General features: G+C 64.2%; 15 protein-coding genes. 4 read left to right on the top strand and 11 right to left on the bottom strand.

The window, feature by feature from the left end; translation table 11 throughout:
- Positions 1-27: 27 nt before the first annotated feature.
- Both OC446_RS10295 and OC446_RS10290 read right to left on the bottom strand, forming a co-directional pair.
- Positions 28-657: an outer membrane protein gene (locus OC446_RS10295; protein ID WP_262028936.1), complete on the bottom strand. Its 630-nt coding sequence runs from the start codon at positions 655-657 to the stop codon at positions 28-30.
- Positions 658-967: 310 nt separating this feature from the next.
- Positions 968-1,666, bottom strand: coding sequence for an alpha/beta fold hydrolase (locus tag OC446_RS10290; protein WP_262028935.1), 699 nt, complete (start codon positions 1,664-1,666; stop codon positions 968-970).
- A 188-nt stretch (positions 1,667-1,854) separates the two neighbouring features.
- On the opposite strand from OC446_RS10290, the gene OC446_RS10285 reads away from it, so the two are divergent.
- Entirely contained in the window at positions 1,855-3,357 is a 1,503-nt protein-coding gene (locus OC446_RS10285; protein ID WP_262028934.1) for a DEAD/DEAH box helicase, read from the top strand.
- On the opposite strand, the gene OC446_RS10280 is transcribed toward OC446_RS10285, so the two are convergent.
- On the bottom strand, positions 3,347-3,715 hold the full coding sequence (locus OC446_RS10280; RefSeq protein WP_262028933.1) for a TfoX/Sxy family protein: 369 nt from the start codon (positions 3,713-3,715) through the stop codon (positions 3,347-3,349). The two genes, OC446_RS10285 and OC446_RS10280, sit on opposite strands and share 11 nt — an antisense overlap.
- Positions 3,716-3,733: 18 nt before the next feature.
- Positions 3,734-4,114 carry a HesB/IscA family protein gene (locus OC446_RS10275; RefSeq protein ID WP_262028932.1) on the bottom strand — a complete coding sequence of 127 codons (381 nt, stop codon included), beginning with the start codon at positions 4,112-4,114 and terminating at the stop codon, positions 3,734-3,736.
- A 173-nt stretch (positions 4,115-4,287) separates the two neighbouring features.
- On the opposite strand from OC446_RS10275, the gene ybaL reads away from it, so the two are divergent.
- A complete protein-coding gene (gene ybaL / locus OC446_RS10270; RefSeq protein ID WP_262028931.1) occupies positions 4,288-6,120 on the top strand; it encodes a YbaL family putative K(+) efflux transporter in 1,833 nt (610 codons plus the stop codon).
- On the opposite strand, the gene OC446_RS10265 is transcribed toward ybaL, so the two are convergent.
- The 7 genes from OC446_RS10265 to OC446_RS10235 form a co-directional block, all read right to left on the bottom strand.
- Positions 6,043-7,263: an FAD-dependent oxidoreductase gene (locus OC446_RS10265; protein WP_262028930.1), complete on the bottom strand. Its 1,221-nt coding sequence runs from the start codon at positions 7,261-7,263 to the stop codon at positions 6,043-6,045. The genes ybaL and OC446_RS10265 overlap by 78 nt on opposite strands.
- 187 nt (positions 7,264-7,450) lie before the next feature.
- Positions 7,451-7,825 (bottom strand): SUF system Fe-S cluster assembly protein, encoded by a 375-nt coding sequence (locus OC446_RS10260; RefSeq protein ID WP_262028967.1) that lies wholly within the window; start codon positions 7,823-7,825, stop codon positions 7,451-7,453.
- Positions 7,826-7,844: 19 nt separating this feature from the next.
- Positions 7,845-9,080, bottom strand: coding sequence for a cysteine desulfurase (locus OC446_RS10255; protein ID WP_262028929.1), 1,236 nt, complete (start codon positions 9,078-9,080; stop codon positions 7,845-7,847).
- Positions 9,081-9,232: 152 nt separating this feature from the next.
- Positions 9,233-10,546, bottom strand: coding sequence for a Fe-S cluster assembly protein SufD (sufD, locus tag OC446_RS10250; RefSeq protein ID WP_262028928.1), 1,314 nt, complete (start codon positions 10,544-10,546; stop codon positions 9,233-9,235).
- A 1-nt stretch (position 10,547) separates the two neighbouring features.
- Positions 10,548-11,300 carry a Fe-S cluster assembly ATPase SufC gene (gene sufC, locus OC446_RS10245; RefSeq protein ID WP_262028927.1) on the bottom strand — a complete coding sequence of 251 codons (753 nt, stop codon included), beginning with the start codon at positions 11,298-11,300 and terminating at the stop codon, positions 10,548-10,550.
- Positions 11,301-11,425: 125 nt separating this feature from the next.
- The gene (gene sufB / locus OC446_RS10240) at positions 11,426-12,898 is read right to left on the bottom strand and encodes a Fe-S cluster assembly protein SufB (RefSeq protein WP_262028926.1); all 1,473 of its coding nucleotides are present in this window, start codon (positions 12,896-12,898) and stop codon (positions 11,426-11,428) included.
- Between the two features lie 68 nt (positions 12,899-12,966).
- Positions 12,967-14,139, bottom strand: a complete 1,173-nt coding sequence (locus OC446_RS10235) for a cysteine desulfurase family protein (protein WP_262028925.1) — start codon at positions 14,137-14,139, stop codon at positions 12,967-12,969.
- 233 nt (positions 14,140-14,372) lie between these two features.
- Between OC446_RS10235 and OC446_RS10230 the strand changes: the two genes are divergently transcribed.
- A complete protein-coding gene (locus OC446_RS10230; protein ID WP_262028924.1) occupies positions 14,373-15,041 on the top strand; it encodes an alpha/beta hydrolase in 669 nt (222 codons plus the stop codon).
- A gap of 82 nt (positions 15,042-15,123) precedes the next feature.
- Complete coding sequence (gene tyrS, locus OC446_RS10225) at positions 15,124-16,386, top strand: tyrosine--tRNA ligase (protein WP_262028923.1); 1,263 nt, start codon at positions 15,124-15,126, stop codon at positions 16,384-16,386.
- Positions 16,387-16,458 lie beyond the last annotated feature (72 nt).

Genomic DNA, 16,458 nt, shown 5'->3' with positions numbered 1-16,458 from the left:
CCTTTTCGATCGCCGAAGCGATGGATCTTAGTAGGTGCCGAAGCGGAAGTTCAGACCAGCGCGAACCACACCGAACTCGGCGTCGCGGTTGATGCCCAGGAAGTTGTCGTCCTGGTCGAGGTTCACGTACAGACCTTCGACCTTGGCCGACAGGTTGTTGGTGAAGGCGTACTCGATACCGCCGCCGACCGTCCAGCCCGTGGCGCCGTCAGCAAAGGCGAAACCGCCGGTTGCGTAGATCAGAGCGCGGTCGAAAGCCACACCGGCGCGAGCACGAACCGTGCCGAACCAATCGCTGTTGTTGAAGTCAGCGACGGTGCCGTCAGCGAGGATAACATCATTGCCGCCGAAGTCGGCGTACTGGATGTCGCCTTCGAGACCGACCACGAACGAACCGATCTGGTAGTTGTAGCCAGCTTGGGCGCCGCCGACGAATCCGCCGTCATCGCTGAGGTTGTAACGAACGTTGTTGAAGATGAAGTCGTCGTTCGTGTTCCAGCCGTAGCCAGCGTTCACACCGACGTAGAAGCCGGTCCAGGTGAAGACCGGAACGGCAGCGATGATCGGAGCCGGAGCGCGGCGGGACGGGAGGTCAGCAGCCAGAGCGCCAGAGGCGAGGCCGAGGAGGGCAACCGAAGAGAGGAGGATCTTTTTCATTTGTCTTGGTCCATCTGTTAGAAGGATGTGACGCAGCTTGTAGCTCAGACCTCACGTATCGTCTGTCACTTTCCTGCCACAGTTAAGCCAAGAAGCACGGCTTTTCGCATCCGCAACCGAAAGTAGGCGGATCTTACCGTGCCTAGGGCCCTCTCCCAGCCCGCACCAATCCAAGCGGCCATTTAAAATAGGCCTTTTCTTTCAGGGCATTATGCGGATCTCGCAAGGGCCTTCAGGCAGGCAGCAGGCCCGGTAACTACTTATTGACCATGCTCACGACGAGTTTCGCAAGCGGCCGGCGGAATTATGGTTAATTGCGGTCGAGCCACAATTGCAGGGCCTGAGTCACCCGCTCCGGCTGCTCGAGGGTCGACATGTGCCCCGCTTCGGGCACCACGACCAGGGAGGCCCATTCGATCATCTCGGCAATTTCCCTGGCGATCTCGGGCGGGGTGATCGAATCGCCCTCCCCGACCAGCACCAGAGTAGGGATCTCGATTCCCGGCAGCGACGGGCGCGAGTCGGAGCGCGCCATGATCGCCCTCTGTTGCCGGATGTACGCCCCGGCCCCCGTTTCCCGCATCATGCCGAGCAGAACGTCCTGGAGGGCCTGGTCACTCCGGTGGTCGGGATGGACGAGGCGCGGCCAGAGAGCAGAATGAATCTCTTCGAATCGCCCGGCATCCGCCAGCGCCATCAGCCGCTTCCGGTCCTGACTGGCTTCCGGGGTATCGGGGCGTGCACTGGTATCGAGCAAAGCGAGGCGTTCCACACGGTCCGGCGCCTGCCGCATCACCTCCATGGCGACGTAACCACCCATGGAAAGCCCTGCGAGAGCGAAGGTCCCGGGCACGTCCGACAGGAGCCGGCTGGCCATGGCGGGGATCGAATCACCCTGGGTGTTGTCTGCCACCACGATGGTTCGGCCCGTGGACAGGGCGGCGATCTGAGGCTCGAAAAGCCGGGCCGTGCAGGCCAATCCGGGAATCAGAACCAGTGTTTCGGCCATTCAAACGTTCCTTTGTCGCCTCTCGGCAAGTTTCCCTGGATTGACAAGCCCATAGCTTGTCCTATGGTCCCGCCACTCCTTAACTTGAGCAAGAACCTCAGGTGAAACCAGTCTCGCGCCTGTTTGTTGCCGTAGAGCGCGGCCGGCACTTAAGAGCGCGCCTAGCCCCTCAACGGTAATTAGCATTCATGTCGTTCGCCGAACTCGGACTTAGCGATAAAGTTCAACAGGCCGTAGCAAGCGCCGGATACACGGAGCCGACTCCCATCCAGGCCCAGGCCATTCCGCACGTCCTCTCCCGCCGCGATGTCCTGGGCATCGCCCAGACCGGCACGGGCAAGACGGCGGCCTTCACGCTGCCGATGCTGACCCTGCTCGAAACCGGGCGGGCCCGGGCGCGCATGCCCCGGACGCTGATCCTCGAGCCGACGCGCGAACTGGCCGCCCAGGTCGAGGAGAATTTCGACAAGTACGGCATCAACCACAAGCTTTCGGTCGCCCTGCTGATCGGTGGCGTGTCCTTCGGCGACCAGGACGCCAAGATCACCCGCGGCGTCGACGTGCTGATCGCCACCCCGGGCCGTCTGCTCGACCATTTCGAGCGCGGCAAGCTCCTGCTGACCGGCGTCGAGCTGCTCGTGATCGACGAGGCGGACCGGATGCTCGACATGGGCTTCATTCCGGATATCGAGCGGATCGTGAAGCTGGTGCCGTTCACCCGCCAGACCCTCTTCTTCTCGGCCACCATGCCGCCGGAGATCCAGCGCCTCGCCGACGCCTTCCTTCACAATCCGGTGAAGGTGGAGGTCGCCCGCGCCGCCTCGACGGCGTCGACCATCACCCAGCGCCTCGTGGCGACGGGTCGCGAAGACTACGAGAAGCGGGAGACCCTGCGCGAGCTGATCCGGGGCGCGACCGACCTGCAGAACGCCATCGTGTTCTGCAACCGCAAGCGCGACGTGGCGGTCCTCCACCGCTCCCTGCAGAAGCACGGCTTCGACGCGGCGGCGCTCCACGGCGACATGGACCAGCACGCCCGCATGGCGGCCCTCGACAGCTTCCGCAGCGGCGAGATGCCGATCCTGGTCGCCAGCGACGTGGCGGCCCGAGGCCTGGATATTCCGGCGGTCAGCCACGTGTTCAACTACGACATTCCGCACCACGCGGAGGATTACGTCCACCGCATCGGCCGAACGGGCCGCGCGGGACGCAGCGGCCAATCCTTCACGCTCGTGGGTCCGGGGGACGAGAAGTCCCTGGCGGCCATCGAGAAGCTGATCGGCCAGCCGATCGAGTGGCAGGGTCCGACGCTCGCCGAACGCCCGGCCTCGGAAGGTTCCTCCCGCCGTCGCGGCGGCGGACGGGGCGAGGAGCGCTCGCGCGGTCGCAAGGTCAAAGTCCGCGGCTCCGGCCGGAGCCGCGGCCCCTCCGAGGAGGTCAGGGAAGAGGCACCCGCCCCGCGCGCGGCGCAGCCCGCCCGCGAGGAGCACGAGACCCGCAGGCCCCGCCAGGAACGTCCTGAGCGCCAGGAACGCCAGGAACGCCACGAGCGCCAGGAGCGCTCGTCGGATCGGGGCTACCAGGGACGCTCGCGGCGCGACGACGACATGGACGAGAAGGTGATCGGCCTTGGCGATCACGTCCCGGCCTTCCTCATGCGGCCGGTGACGACGAAGAAGGCTAAGTCGTAGGCTCCGCGGCCTTCTTCTTGCGAATCTTCCGCCCCGGGGCAGCCTTTGCCCTCCGGGCGGCCGCCACGGCCATGGCGGCCAGCTCAGCCGCCTCGTCGGGATCGTCGAGGGCCGATTCCGGCATGAGCCAGTAGCTCGTCAGCGTCGTCCGGCCATCCCGCGTCTGGAAGGAAAAGGGCCGGCACCCTCGCTCACGGAAGAACCCGACCGTCTCGTCGTCGGCCTTGAGATAGACCTCTCCCGAAGCCACGAGAGCGAACATCAGCTCGCCCTGGTAGATCCCCTGCCCGCCGAACATGCGGCGGATATGGACCGGGCCGAGGCTGCGGAAGATGTCGCGAAGGTCCTCGGCGTCCATGACGTGCTTCCGCTTACGCTAACTGGCCGATTGAAGGGCGGCGGGCGTCGCCGGCGTGATGGCGACCGACTCGCCGCAGCCGCAGGCCGAAGTCTGGTTCGGATTGTTGAACACGAACTGGGACGACATCTTGGTGGTCTGGAAATCCATCTCCGTGCCGAGCAGGAACAGCACGGCCTTGGGGTCGATCAGGACGGTCACGCCCTTGTCCTCGACCACCTCGTCGAGGGGGTTGACGCTTTCCGCGTATTCCATGGTGTAGGACATGCCGGCGCAGCCGCCGTTCTTGACGCCGACGCGCACGCCCACGATGGGGCGGTCCGCCTTGCCGATGATGTCCTTGACGCGGGTCGCCGCCGCGTCGGTCAAGGTGACGACCTTGAAGCCGGGTAGTGCCATAAGCCTTCTCTCCTGACGGCCGGGTTCAAGGCCCGGGCAGAACGAGTTCCATATGCCATAAATAAGAGCTGAAAGGGCAAACGTCGAGACCGTTTCAGGGTTGCTCCGACAGCCGAGCTCCCTCATACCCGATCAATCCCATCTCAGCACCCGCCGCTTCCCGAGGAGAGCCGATGCCGCATCACACGCCGCTGATTTCGACCATCGTCGTCGGCCTCGTGATGGCATTCACCCTCGGTGCCATAGCGCATCGCTTCCGCCTCTCTCCGCTCATCGGCTACCTTCTCGCGGGCGTCCTCGCCGGCCCGTTCACGCCCGGCTACGTGGCCGATCAGGGTCTCGCCAACCAGCTCGCCGAGATCGGCGTGATCCTGCTGATGTTCGGCGTGGGGCTTCACTTCTCGCTGAAGGACCTTCTTTCCGTCAAAGCCATCGCGATCCCGGGCGCCGTCGTTCAGATCGCCAGCGCGACGCTTCTCGGCATGGGGCTCGCCTGGGCGATGGGGTGGAACGTCACCGGCGGCGTGGTCTTCGGCCTGGCGCTCTCGGTCGCCAGTACGGTCGTGCTGCTGCGCGCCCTGCAGGAGCGGCGCCTCGTCGAGACCGAGCGCGGCCATATCGCGGTCGGCTGGCTGATCGTCGAGGACCTCGCCATGGTCCTGACCCTGGTCCTCCTGCCCGCCTTCGCGAATGCCACCTCCAGCGCGTCGGCCGACCTCCAGTCGATCGCGGTCTCGCTGGGCATGACCCTCGGTAAGGTCCTCGCCTTCGTGGCCGTCATGCTGATCGTCGGTCGGCGGGTGATTCCCTGGATCCTGCACTACGTCGCCCATACCGGCTCGCGCGAGCTGTTCCGTCTGGCGGTTCTCGCCATCGCTCTGGGAGCCGCCTTCGGCGCGGCGCAGCTGTTCGGCGTGTCCTTCGCGCTTGGGGCCTTCTTCGCCGGCATGGTGCTGAGCGAATCCGAGCTCAGCCATCAGGCCGCCTCCGAGACCCTGCCCCTGCGCGATGCGTTCGCGGTCCTCTTCTTCGTCTCGGTCGGCATGCTGTTCGACCCGATGATCCTCATCAACCAGTTCGGGCCGGTCCTGGTGACCTTCCTGATCATCGTGGTCGGCAAGTCGCTCGCGGCCTTCGCCATCGTCCGGCTCTTCCGCCATCCGGACTCGACCGCCCTGACCATCGCGGCGAGCCTGGCGCAGATCGGCGAGTTCTCCTTCATTCTCGCCGGGCTCGGCGTGGATCTCAAGCTCATGCCGGAAATGGGCCGCGACCTGATCCTGGCCGGCTCGATCCTGTCGATCCTGATGAACCCGTTCCTGTTCGCCCTGCTCGACCGGTGGACGGCGCAGCGTGAGCTCGCCAAAGCCCCGGCCCCGAACGCCGAACCCTCGACTCCCGAGAGCGTGATCGTGGCGGAGGAGCCCGCCCCTGCCGCCGAGCCGCTGCCGGTCACGCCTCTCACGGACCATGTGGTTCTCGTGGGCCACGGACGCGTCGGCAAGTTCATTACCGGCAAGCTGACGTCCGCCGGAACGCCCTTCCTGGTCATCGAGACCAATAAGAACCAGATCGCCGAGCTGCAGAGGGACGGTCAGCAGATCATCGTCGGCAATGCCGCCGCCCCCGACGTGGCCGCCGCCGCCAACATGAAGGAGGCCCGCTGCCTCCTGGTGGCGATCCCCGACGCCTTCGAGAGCGGGCAGGTGGTCGAGCAGGCCCGGAGGATCAACCCTGACCTGCCGATCGTCGTGCGTGTCCACTCCGACGCCCAGGAGGAGCACGTGATGAAATACGGCGCGTCCCGGGTCGTGATGGGCGAGCAGGAGATCGCCCGGGCCATGTTCGCCGCCGTCCCCGACGCGCCGCGCTCCCCCGTCCTGTCTTCCGTCGAGGATGCGGACGGGATGCCCGATGGCGATGAGCCGCTACCGGACGTGCTCGGGCCGGAAGCCGATGCCGATCAGGCGGGCGGGCAGCCGGCGGAAGAGCGGCCAATGGGCTAGAAGACGGATGAACAAGGGTGCTGAGACCCGTCCCTTGCTGTTCAGGACCGGCTCAATCAACCGGTTATGCAGCAGGACCTGAAGCCTTTGCGTCATTCGCGTCGGCCACTCACGCCGTTTCTGCACGAGGGCGAGAGATTCAGACCCGATAGGACCGTGCTTCAGCAGCGGTCCCAGAATATTGGCCGATGCAACCGCGTCCTGAATGGCGAGATTGATCCCGACCCCGCCGGCCGGCGACATGGCATGAGCGGCATCGCCGATGCACAGGAGGCCCGGCTTGAACCATTGCTTCAGCCGATCCACGGCAACGGCCAGAAGCTTGATGTCGTCCCAGGATTGCAGCTCCTCGACCCGGCTCCCTAGAAAAGGAGCCATTCCTGCGAGCTTGGCCCGGAAAGCAGGAAGTCCCTCCTGTCGGAGTTGCTCGACCGTTCCCTTCGGGATGAGGTAGGCGCATTGCCAGTAATCGCCGCGGTCGATCAATACCAGCATCTGCCCGGCCTCGATCCGCCCAAGCAACTGGGCGGGGTCGCCCGGCAGCTTCGGCACCTTCATCCAGAGCACGTCCATAGGGGCCCCGATATCAAGGACCTCAAGACCTGCCTTCTCGCGCATCACCGAGTGCCGTCCATCGGCCGCCACGACAAGATCGGCCCACACGTCGAAAGGACCGTCAGGGGTCATGACCCGCACGCCCGCCACCTTCCCTTGTTCCTCGATCAGATCGGTTGCTTCCGCCAGCAACTGCAAATGAAAATTCGGATAGGCACGTGCGTGCTCTGCCATGAAATCGAGGAAGTCCCATTGCGGCATGAAGGCAATGAACTTGCACCGGGTAGGCAGGTGCGAGAAATCGCCGATCTTCAGGATCTCGCCCCCAACGACGAGGCTGACATTCTGTGTCTCCTCATGCGGCCGGGCGAGAAACTCCTGCAGCAGGCCGAGTTCGTCCATAATCTCGAGAGTCGAGGGATGAATGGTGTCGCCGCGGAAATCCCGCAGAAAATCGGCATGTTTCTCGAGGACCACCACGTCGATCCCCTGCCGGGCCAGCAGAAAACCCAGCATCATCCCGGCGGGCCCGCCGCCGACGACACAGCAGCGGGTGTGCAGGGTTTCAGGAGATTGAGGCGTGTTCATAATGGCTTCCTTCCGGGATCGATACGGGTCGATCAAACCGTGATAACGTAGCACACCTCAACCGCATAATCTCCCTGTCGTTCCGTGTTCGCCTGCAGCGCCCGGAATGACATTATGAAGCATTTTAAAACGATCATGGCCGGGACAAGCCCAGCCATGACACAAAAGAGAAATTTGAAGCCTCAGCTTACCACATGTCGAGCGCGACGCGGGCCTCGTCGGACATGCGGCTCTGATCCCACGGCGGATCGAAGACCATGTTCACCTTGACGCTCTGGACGCCCTGCACCGACGCGACGGCGTTTTCCACCCAGCCTGGCATCTCGCCGGCGACCGGGCAGCCCGGCGCGGTCAGGGTCATGTCGATGACGACGTTGCGGTCGTCGTCGATATCGACCCGGTAGATCAGGCCGAGTTCATAGATGTCGGACGGGATTTCCGGATCGTAGACGGTCTTGAGCGCTGCGATGATGTCGTCCGTCATACGGTCGAGCTCTTCCGGCGGAATCGTCGAACCCGGCGACACCTGCGGCGCGTTGGGCCCATCCTGGGTCGGGGTCATATCGTTCACAGATCAATCCTCAAGCAAACAGGGCTTCCGCCTTCTGGAGGGCTTCGGCCAGCTTATCGACTTCTTGCATGGTGTTGTAGAGGCCAAATGAGGCGCGGCAGGTCGAGGTCGCGCCGAACCGTTCCAGCAGCGGCATGGCGCAATGGGTGCCGGCCCGGACGGCGACGCCCTGCCGGTCGATGATGGTCGCGACGTCGTGGGCATGGGCGTTCTGCATCTCGAAGGACAGAATGGCGCCCTTGCCCTTGGCGCGGCCGATGATCCGGATCGAGTTCATGGCGCCCAGGCGCTCGTGGGCATAGGCCGAAAGGGCAGCCTCGTGGGCCTGGATGTTCTCCCGCCCGAGCTCCATCATGAATCGCAGGGCCGCATCGAGGCCGATGGCCTCGATGATCGGGGGCGTACCCGCCTCGAACCGGTGCGGCGGGTCGTTGTAGGTGATCGCGTCCTGCTTCACCTCGCGGATCATCTCGCCGCCGCCCGAGTAAGGTGGCATCTTCGCGAGCCATTCGCGCTTGCCGTAGAGCACGCCGATGCCGGTGGGCCCATAGACCTTGTGGCCGGTGAAGACGTAGAAATCCGCATCGAGGTCGCGCACGTCCACCTGAAGGTGCACCGCGCCCTGGGCGCCATCGATCAGAACCGGGACCCCATGAGCGTGGGCGATGCGGATGATCTCCTTGGCGGGTGTCACGGTGCCGAGCACGTTCGACATATGCGTGATCGCGACGATCTTGGTGCGCGGCGAGATGAGCTTCTCGAATTCCTCGATGAGGAAGTTGCCTTCGTCATCCACCGGAGCCCATTTGATCACCGCGCCCTTCCGCTCGCGCAGGAAATGCCACGGCACGATGTTGGAATGGTGCTCCATGATGGAAAGGATGATCTCGTCGCCCTCGCCGATATTCATGCGCCCGAAGGAATCCGCCACCAGGTTGTAGGCTTCCGTCGCCGACTTGGTGAACACGATCTCGTCGATGGACCCGGCGTTGAGGAACGCCCGCACGGTTTCGCGCGCGCGCTCGAAGCCCTCGGTCGCCACGTTCGCCATGTAGTGCAGGCCGCGGTGAACGTTGGAATAGCCCGTCTCCATGGTGTTCACCATGGCGTCGATCACGGCCTTGGGTTTCTGGGCCGAGGCGGCGTTGTCGAGATAGACGAGCGGCTTGCCATAGACTTGGCTTGCCAGGATCGGAAACTCCGCCCGGATCGCTTCGACGTCATAGGGCTTCACAGGAGCGTTCATGGTTGCCTCGTTCCCCTCCCCCTTGCGGGGAGGGGTAAGGGGTGGGGGTGGCGCAGAAGGCAACCTGAGGTGTCCCATTCTGCACCACCCCCACCCGACTTCCGTTCGCTTGCGCTCACTCCAGCCACCCTCCCCGCAAGGGGGAGGGAAAATCAGGAGCGCGCCTTCAGCCAGCTCTCGACCGTGCCGACGAGCGCCTCGCGGGCGGCGTCGTTCTCCACGAATTCGAGCGCCTCGCCCAGGAAGGCCTGGACCAGGAGGCTTTCGGCCTCCTTCTTCGGCAGGCCGCGGGCCATGAGGTAGAACAGGAGATCCTCGTCGAGCTGGCCGCAGGTCGCGCCGTGGGCGCATTGCACGTCGTCGGCGAAGATTTCGAGCTCTGGCTTGTTGTTCATGGAGCCGCCCTCCTCCAGGAGGAGCGCGGCCGACATCATCCGGCCGTCGGTCTTCTGGGCGTGATGCGGAACGATGATCTTGCCCTGGAAGACGCCGGTCGCCTCGTTGTCGATGACCGTCTTGAACAGCTCGCGGCTCTCGCAATGGGGAGCGCCGTGCTCGACCACGAGCGTCGAGTCGCCGTGCTGCGAGCCCTTGAGCATCGTCGCGCCGTTGACGCGCAGGTGGGTGTTCTCGCCGTTGAGGAGGGCGAAGACCTGATGGCGCGAGGTCGCGGCACCGGCCGTCACGTTGATGCTGTTGAACACGGCCTCGCCGCCGATCTTGGCCGCGAGAGTCGACAGGGCGAGCGCCTTGTCACCCTCGGCGTTGACGCGCACGTGCTGCACGTTAGTGCGGTCTCCGGCGATCATCTCCACCACGTCGTTCGGCTGGTGGTTGGCGCCGTCGGTGCTCTCGTGCGTCTCGAGCAGGGTCACGGATGCGCCCTCCTCCACGACCACAAGCACACGGGTCGCCGTGGCGATTGCGGAACTCGCCGCCGTCACGAAGCGCAGGTGCACGGGCGTCTCGACGGGGCCGGCGACGCGGATCATGACGCCGTCGGCCATGAAGGACGTGTTGAGCTGGTAGACCGGGTTGTCGTTCGCCCACGGCACCGGGCTCAGCCGGGACAGCCATTCATGGCCGTTCGCCAGAGCTTCCGCCAGCGGCACGATCTCCAGGTTCTCGGGAAGCGCATGGAAATCCACCGCCTCACGCATGAAATGGCCATTCACGAAAGGCACCTGAAGCGCCTCGACGCCTGCCAGAGCCTTGGCGCCCGCGAGCGCGGCCTTGGCCTCGTCGGCAGAAGGAGCAGCGGCGAAGGGCGCGACCTCGCGCAGAAGAGCACGCAGGTCGGTGTACTTGAACTCCTCGACGCGGCGGTGCGGGAGACCGCGCGCGTTGAACTGCTCAAAGGCCTGGGCGCGCGACTCGCCGTTGCCCGGCAACGCCGTCTTCGCGCTCTCGAAAGCCTGCACCAGCGCGGTTTCCGCCGGCGTCTTCATGAGGGTCACGTCAGCCATCTCAGGCGGCCTCGCTTTCCCGGTAATCGGCATAGCCGTTGGCCTCGAGCTCAAGCGCCAGCTCCTTGCCGCCCGTCTTCACGATGCGGCCCGCATGCATCACGTGCACAGTATCCGGCACGATGTGGTTCAGGAGGCGCTGGTAGTGGGTGATGACCAGGAAGGCGCGGTCGGGCGAGCGCAGGGCGTTCACGCCCTCGGACACTATGCGGAGCGCGTCAATGTCGAGACCGGAATCGGTCTCGTCCAGGATGCAGAAGGACGGCTGGAGCAGCGCCATCTGCAGGATCTCCATGCGCTTCTTCTCGCCGCCGGAGAAGCCGACATTGAGGGCGCGCTTGAGCATGTCCTTCGGGATTTCGAGCTGCTGGGCGGCGGCGTTCACGCGCTTGATGAAGTCCGGCGTGGTCAGCTCCTCCTGCCCGCGCGCCTTGCGCTGGGCATTGAGGGTGGCCTTCAGGAAGGTCATCGAGGCGACGCCCGGGATCTCCAGCGGGTACTGGAAGGCCAGGAACACGCCGGCGGCGGCGCGCTGGTCCGGCTCCATCTCCAGGAGGTTCTGGCCATCGAGCAGGATCTCGCCGTCGAGGACCTCGTAGTCCTCCTTGCCGGCGATCACGTAGGAGAGCGTCGACTTGCCGGAGCCGTTCGGGCCCATGATGGCCGCCACTTCACCCTTGTTCACGGTGAGGTTGAGACCGTTGAGAATGCGCTTGTCCTCGATCTGGACGACGAGATTCTTGATTTCGAGCATTTTAAGTTTCCATCCGCGTCATCCCGGGTGAGCGTAGCGAGACCCGGAATCGCTATCCGAATTGAACTGGTTGGGACGATCCCGGCTCGCGTTTCGCTTGGCCGGGATGACACCCTTGGCTTCGATTACCCGACCGATCCTTCGAGCGAGATCGAGATCAGCTTCTGCGCCTCGACGGCGAACTCCATGGGGAGCTGCTGCAGCACGTCCTTCACGAAGCCGTTCACGATGAGCGCCGTCGCCTCCTCTTCCGAGAGGCCGCGCTGCTGGCAGTAGAACATCTGATCTTCGGAGATCTTGGACGTCGTCGCCTCGTGCTCGAACACGGCGGTGGCGTTCTTCGACTCGATGTAGGGCACCGTGTGCGCGCCGCACTGATTGCCGATGAGAAGCGAGTCGCAGTTCGTGAAGTTGCGCGCGCCGGTCGCCTTGCGGTGAGCCGAGACAAGGCCGCGATAGGTGTTCTCGGACCTGCCCGCCGCGATGCCCTTCGAGATGATCCGGCTCGTGGTGTTCTTGCCCAGATGGATCATCTTGGTGCCGGAATCGACCTGCTGCATGCCGTTCGACACGGCAATCGAGTAGAACTCGCCGCGGGAATTATCGCCGCGCAGGATGCAGGACGGGTACTTCCAGGTGATCGCCGAACCCGTCTCCACCTGCGTCCAGGTGATAACCGAGTTTCTGCCCCGGCAATCGCCGCGCTTGGTCACGAAGTTGTAGATTCCGCCCCGGCCCTCGGCATCGCCAGGGTACCAGTTCTGGACCGTGGAGTACTTGATCTCCGCATCGTCGAGGGCGATCAGCTCGACCACGGCGGCGTGAAGCTGGTTCTCGTCACGCTTGGGCGCCGTGCAGCCCTCGAGGTAGGAGACGTAGGAGCCCTTGTCGGCGATGATCAGGGTGCGCTCGAACTGGCCGGTATTCTTCTCGTTGATGCGGAAATAGGTCGACAGCTCCATCGGGCAGCGGACGCCCGGCGGGATGTAGACGAACGAACCGTCGGTGAACACGGCCGAGTTCAGGGTAGCGAAGAAGTTGTCCGTCACCGGAACGACCGAGCCGAGGTACTGGCGCACGAGATCTGGATATTCCCGGATGGCCTCCGAGATCGGCATGAAGATCACGCCGGCCTTGGCGAGCTCTTCCTTGAAGGTTGTAGCGACCGAGACGGAATCGAACACCGCGTCGACGGCGACCCGGCGCTCCGGCTCGACGCCGGCGAGGATTTCCTGCTCGCGGAGCGGAATTCCGAGCTTCTCGTAGGTCTTGAGAATCTCCGGATCCACCTCGTCGAGGGATTTCGGTGCCGGGTTCTTCTTCGGCGCCGCATAATAGTAGATGTCGTTGTAGTCGATCTTGTCGTACGACACGCGCGCCCAGTCGGGCTCCTTCATCGTGAGCCAGCGCTTATAGGCATCGAGACGCCACTGGAGCATCCATTCCGGCTCGCCCTTCTTGGCCGAGATGAAGCGGATCACGTCCTCGGAGAGGCCCTTGGGCGACTTCTCCATCTCGACTTCGGTCTCGAAGCCGTACTTGTACTGATCGACGTCGATCAGACGGACCTGATCGATCGTTTCCTGCACTGCAGGCATCTGTCTCTCCCACCGCTCACGGCTTCAAGGGCCGCGGGTTGATGACTGAAGGAACGCGACCCGCTCAATCAGGCCGCGCTCGCCTTCCGCTTATATAAGGTGCCGACCACCCTTTCGCACGCCTCCGCAAAGCGGATCACGTCCTCTTTCGTGGTCGACCACCCCAAACTCACACGCAAAACACCCTCGGCGAGGGTCGGCTCCACGCCCATGGCGTCGAGCACATGCGATCGCTTGACCTTTCCGGACGAGCATGCCGAACCGGAGGACAGGGCTACGCCTGCCAGATCGAAAGCGATCAATGCCGTCTCGGCCTTGAGGCCGGGTATGGCAAAGGCGAAGGTGTTAGGCAACCTTTCCGCACCGGAAGCCACAACAAGTGCATCCGGAGCGATGCGGCGAACCTGCGCCTCGGCTTCGACGCGCAGGCCCCGAAGCCGCTCGGCTTCCTCGTCGAGCCGCGCCAGCGCCAGCTCGGCCGCCTCGCCGAAGCCCGCGATGGCCGCCACGTTCTCGGTCCCGGCCCTGAAACCCTTCTCCTGCCCGCCGCCCCGGATCAGCTTGTCGCCGATCTCGAACTGATCCGAGGCCAGAATCAGTGCTCCGCTTCCTTTCGGGCCGCCGATCTTGTGTGCGGACAGCGTCATCGCATCGACACCCAGCGCGACGATATCGACCGGGATCTTGCCTGCCGCCTGGACCGCATCGGTATGGATCAGGCCGCCATGCTCATGAACCAGCCGGGCCGCCTCGGCCACCGGCTGCAACACGCCGGTCTCATTGTTCGCAAGCTGGACCGAAACCAGGATCCGCCCGTCGCCAGCCTCTTCCAGTTGGGCCTTGAGCCAGGCGAGATCAAGGATTCCGTCGCGATCGACAGGAACGATGCGAGCAGCATCGGCAGGAAAGCGGTGGCCGTTCAGAACGCAAGGGTGCTCTGCGGCACCCACAAGAAGGCTTGTCGCCCCAGGCTGCCCCAGGCGCCGGAAGCCCGGCGTCAGGACGAGATTGGCCGCTTCGGTCCCGCCGCTCGTGAAGACGACGTTCTTCGCCCTGGCGCCGACGAGGCGTGCCACCTTATCGCGCGCCTTCTCGATTTCCGCCCGCGCGGCGCGGCCCTCCGCATGGACCGAGGAGGAATTGCCGGGAAGCTCGAGCACGCGCAGCACCGTCCGGGCAACCTCCGGCCGCAGGGGCGAGGTCGCGTTATGGTCGAGATAGGTGCGCGGGCTGAACGTCATAGCTGCCCAGAGGCCTCACGAATTTCTTGCAATCGACCCTGGTTGCCGTGCTAAAGCACCGCAACCACATCTGTTCCGTGTTTCTCCCGAGAGCCGTCGTCGCGCGGATCAATGAAACAATGGAACACTTTAGAATTATTCTAAGGGTTCTTTTATGAGAATCCGCGACCTGAAGTCAAGGTCGTGTCAGGGTTTTCCCTCTCCATGGAGAGGTGATCAAGAGGTTCGCGTATATGCCTGAAGTCATCTTCACGGGTCCTGCCGGTCGCATCGAGGGACGCTACCAGCCTGCCAAGGAAAAGGGCGCCCCCATCGCCATCATCCTGCACCCGCACCCGCAATTCGGCGGGACGATGAACAACCAGATCGTCTATAACCTTTATTATGACTTCGTGAAGCGCGGCTTCTCGGTCCTGCGTTTCAACTTCCGCGGCGTCGGCCGCAGCCAGGGCGCCTTCGACCACGGCCAGGGCGAGCTCTCCGATGCGGCCGCGGCCCTCGACTGGGCCCAGGCCATGAACCCGGACGCCCGCGCCTGCTGGATCGCCGGCGTGTCCTTCGGCGCCTGGATCGGCATGCAGCTGCTCATGCGCCGTCCGGAAATCGAGGGCTTCATCTCCATCGCCGCCATGGCGAACCGCTACGATTTCTCGTTCCTCGCCCCCTGCCCATCCTCCGGCCTGTTCGTACACGGCTCCGAGGATCGGGTCGCTCCGGTCAGGGACGTGGTCAGCGTCATCGAGAAGGTGAAGACCCAAAAGGGCGTCAAGCTCGAGCACGCAGTGATCGACGGCGCCAACCACTTCTTCGACGGCAAGGTCGACGAGTTGATGGTCTCCGTCGACGAGTACCTCGACAAGCGGCTCGGAGCGACCTCCGCCCCGGCAGAGATAACGGAATAAGAGTCCTGAGAAACACTATGCGGGAGGGTCCGCATAGTGTTTCCGCCCCCCTTGAGACGACCGACCAGACACGAGAGCCGCGATGAACGCGCCCCGATCCGAATTCCTCAAAGTCCTCACCGAGCGGGGCTTCATCCACCAGACCTCAGATTTCGACGGGGTGGACACGGCTGCCCTCGAGAACCGGCTGACGACGTATGTCGGGTACGACTGCACCGGCCCGTCGCTCCATGTGGGCCACCTGCTCTCCATCATGATGCTGCACTGGCTCCAGAAGACGGGCGCCGGCAGGCCGATCACGCTCATGGGCGGCGGCACGACGCGGGTCGGCGACCCCTCGGGCAAGGACGAGAGCCGCAAGCTCCTGACGGTCGAGCAGATCGAGGACAACAAGGAGAGCATCCGGACCGTCTTCTCGCGCTTCATCTCCTTCGGCGACGGCAAAGCCGACGCGATGATGGTCGATAATGCCGAGTGGCTGACCAAGCTCAACTACATCGAATTCCTGCGCGATGTGGGCCGGCATTTCTCGGTCAACCGCATGCTGTCCTTCGACAGCGTGAAGCTGCGCCTCGACCGGGAGCACGAGCTGTCGTTCCTGGAATTCAACTACATGATCCTCCAGGCCTACGACTTCGTGGAGCTGAATAAGCGCTACGGCTGCGTGCTGCAGATGGGCGGCTCGGACCAGTGGGGCAATATCGTCAACGGCATCGATCTCGGCCGCCGCCTCGGCACGCCGCAGCTCTACGCGGTCACCTGCCCGCTCCTGACGACGGCTTCCGGCGCCAAGATGGGCAAGACGGCCTCCGGGGCGGTCTGGCTCAATGCCGACATGCTGAGCCCCTACGATTACTGGCAGTTCTGGCGCAACACCGAGGATGCGGATGTCGGCCGCTTCCTGAAGCTCTTCACCATCCTGCCGATGGACGAGATCGCCAAGCTCTCCGCCCTCCAAGGCGCGGAGATCAACGAGGCGAAGAAGGTTCTCGCAACGGAAGCCACGGCCCTCCTCCATGGCCGCGAGGCCGCGCTGCTCGCAGCCGAAACAGCCCAGAAGACCTTCGAGCAGGGTGCGCTGGCCGAGAGTTTGCCGACCGTCGAAGTGCGGTCCGGCATCCTGCAGGAAGGCCTCGGCGTTCTGACGGCTTTCGGTCCGGACTATGCGAAGCTCGTGCCCTCGTCGAGCGAAGCGCGCCGGCAGGTGAAGAGCGGCGGCCTGAAGGTGAACGACGAGACGGTTTCGGACGAGCGCGCCACTCTGAGCCTGTCCGACCTGACGAGCGAAGGCGTGATCAAGCTGTCCTTCGGCAAGAAGAAGCACGTCCTCCTTCGCGCCGTCTGAGTGATTGGGATCACGCCGAAGCCATGAAGACCCTGTCCTCGGGCAAAGGAAAAGGCGCTGCAATCATCGCAG

This window comes from Microvirga sp. Mcv34 (assembly GCF_024519725.1).
Classification (GTDB): domain Bacteria; phylum Pseudomonadota; class Alphaproteobacteria; order Rhizobiales; family Beijerinckiaceae; genus Microvirga.
The sequence above is the reverse complement of the archived record's forward strand: the minus strand, read 5'-3'. Positions and strand labels throughout refer to the sequence as shown.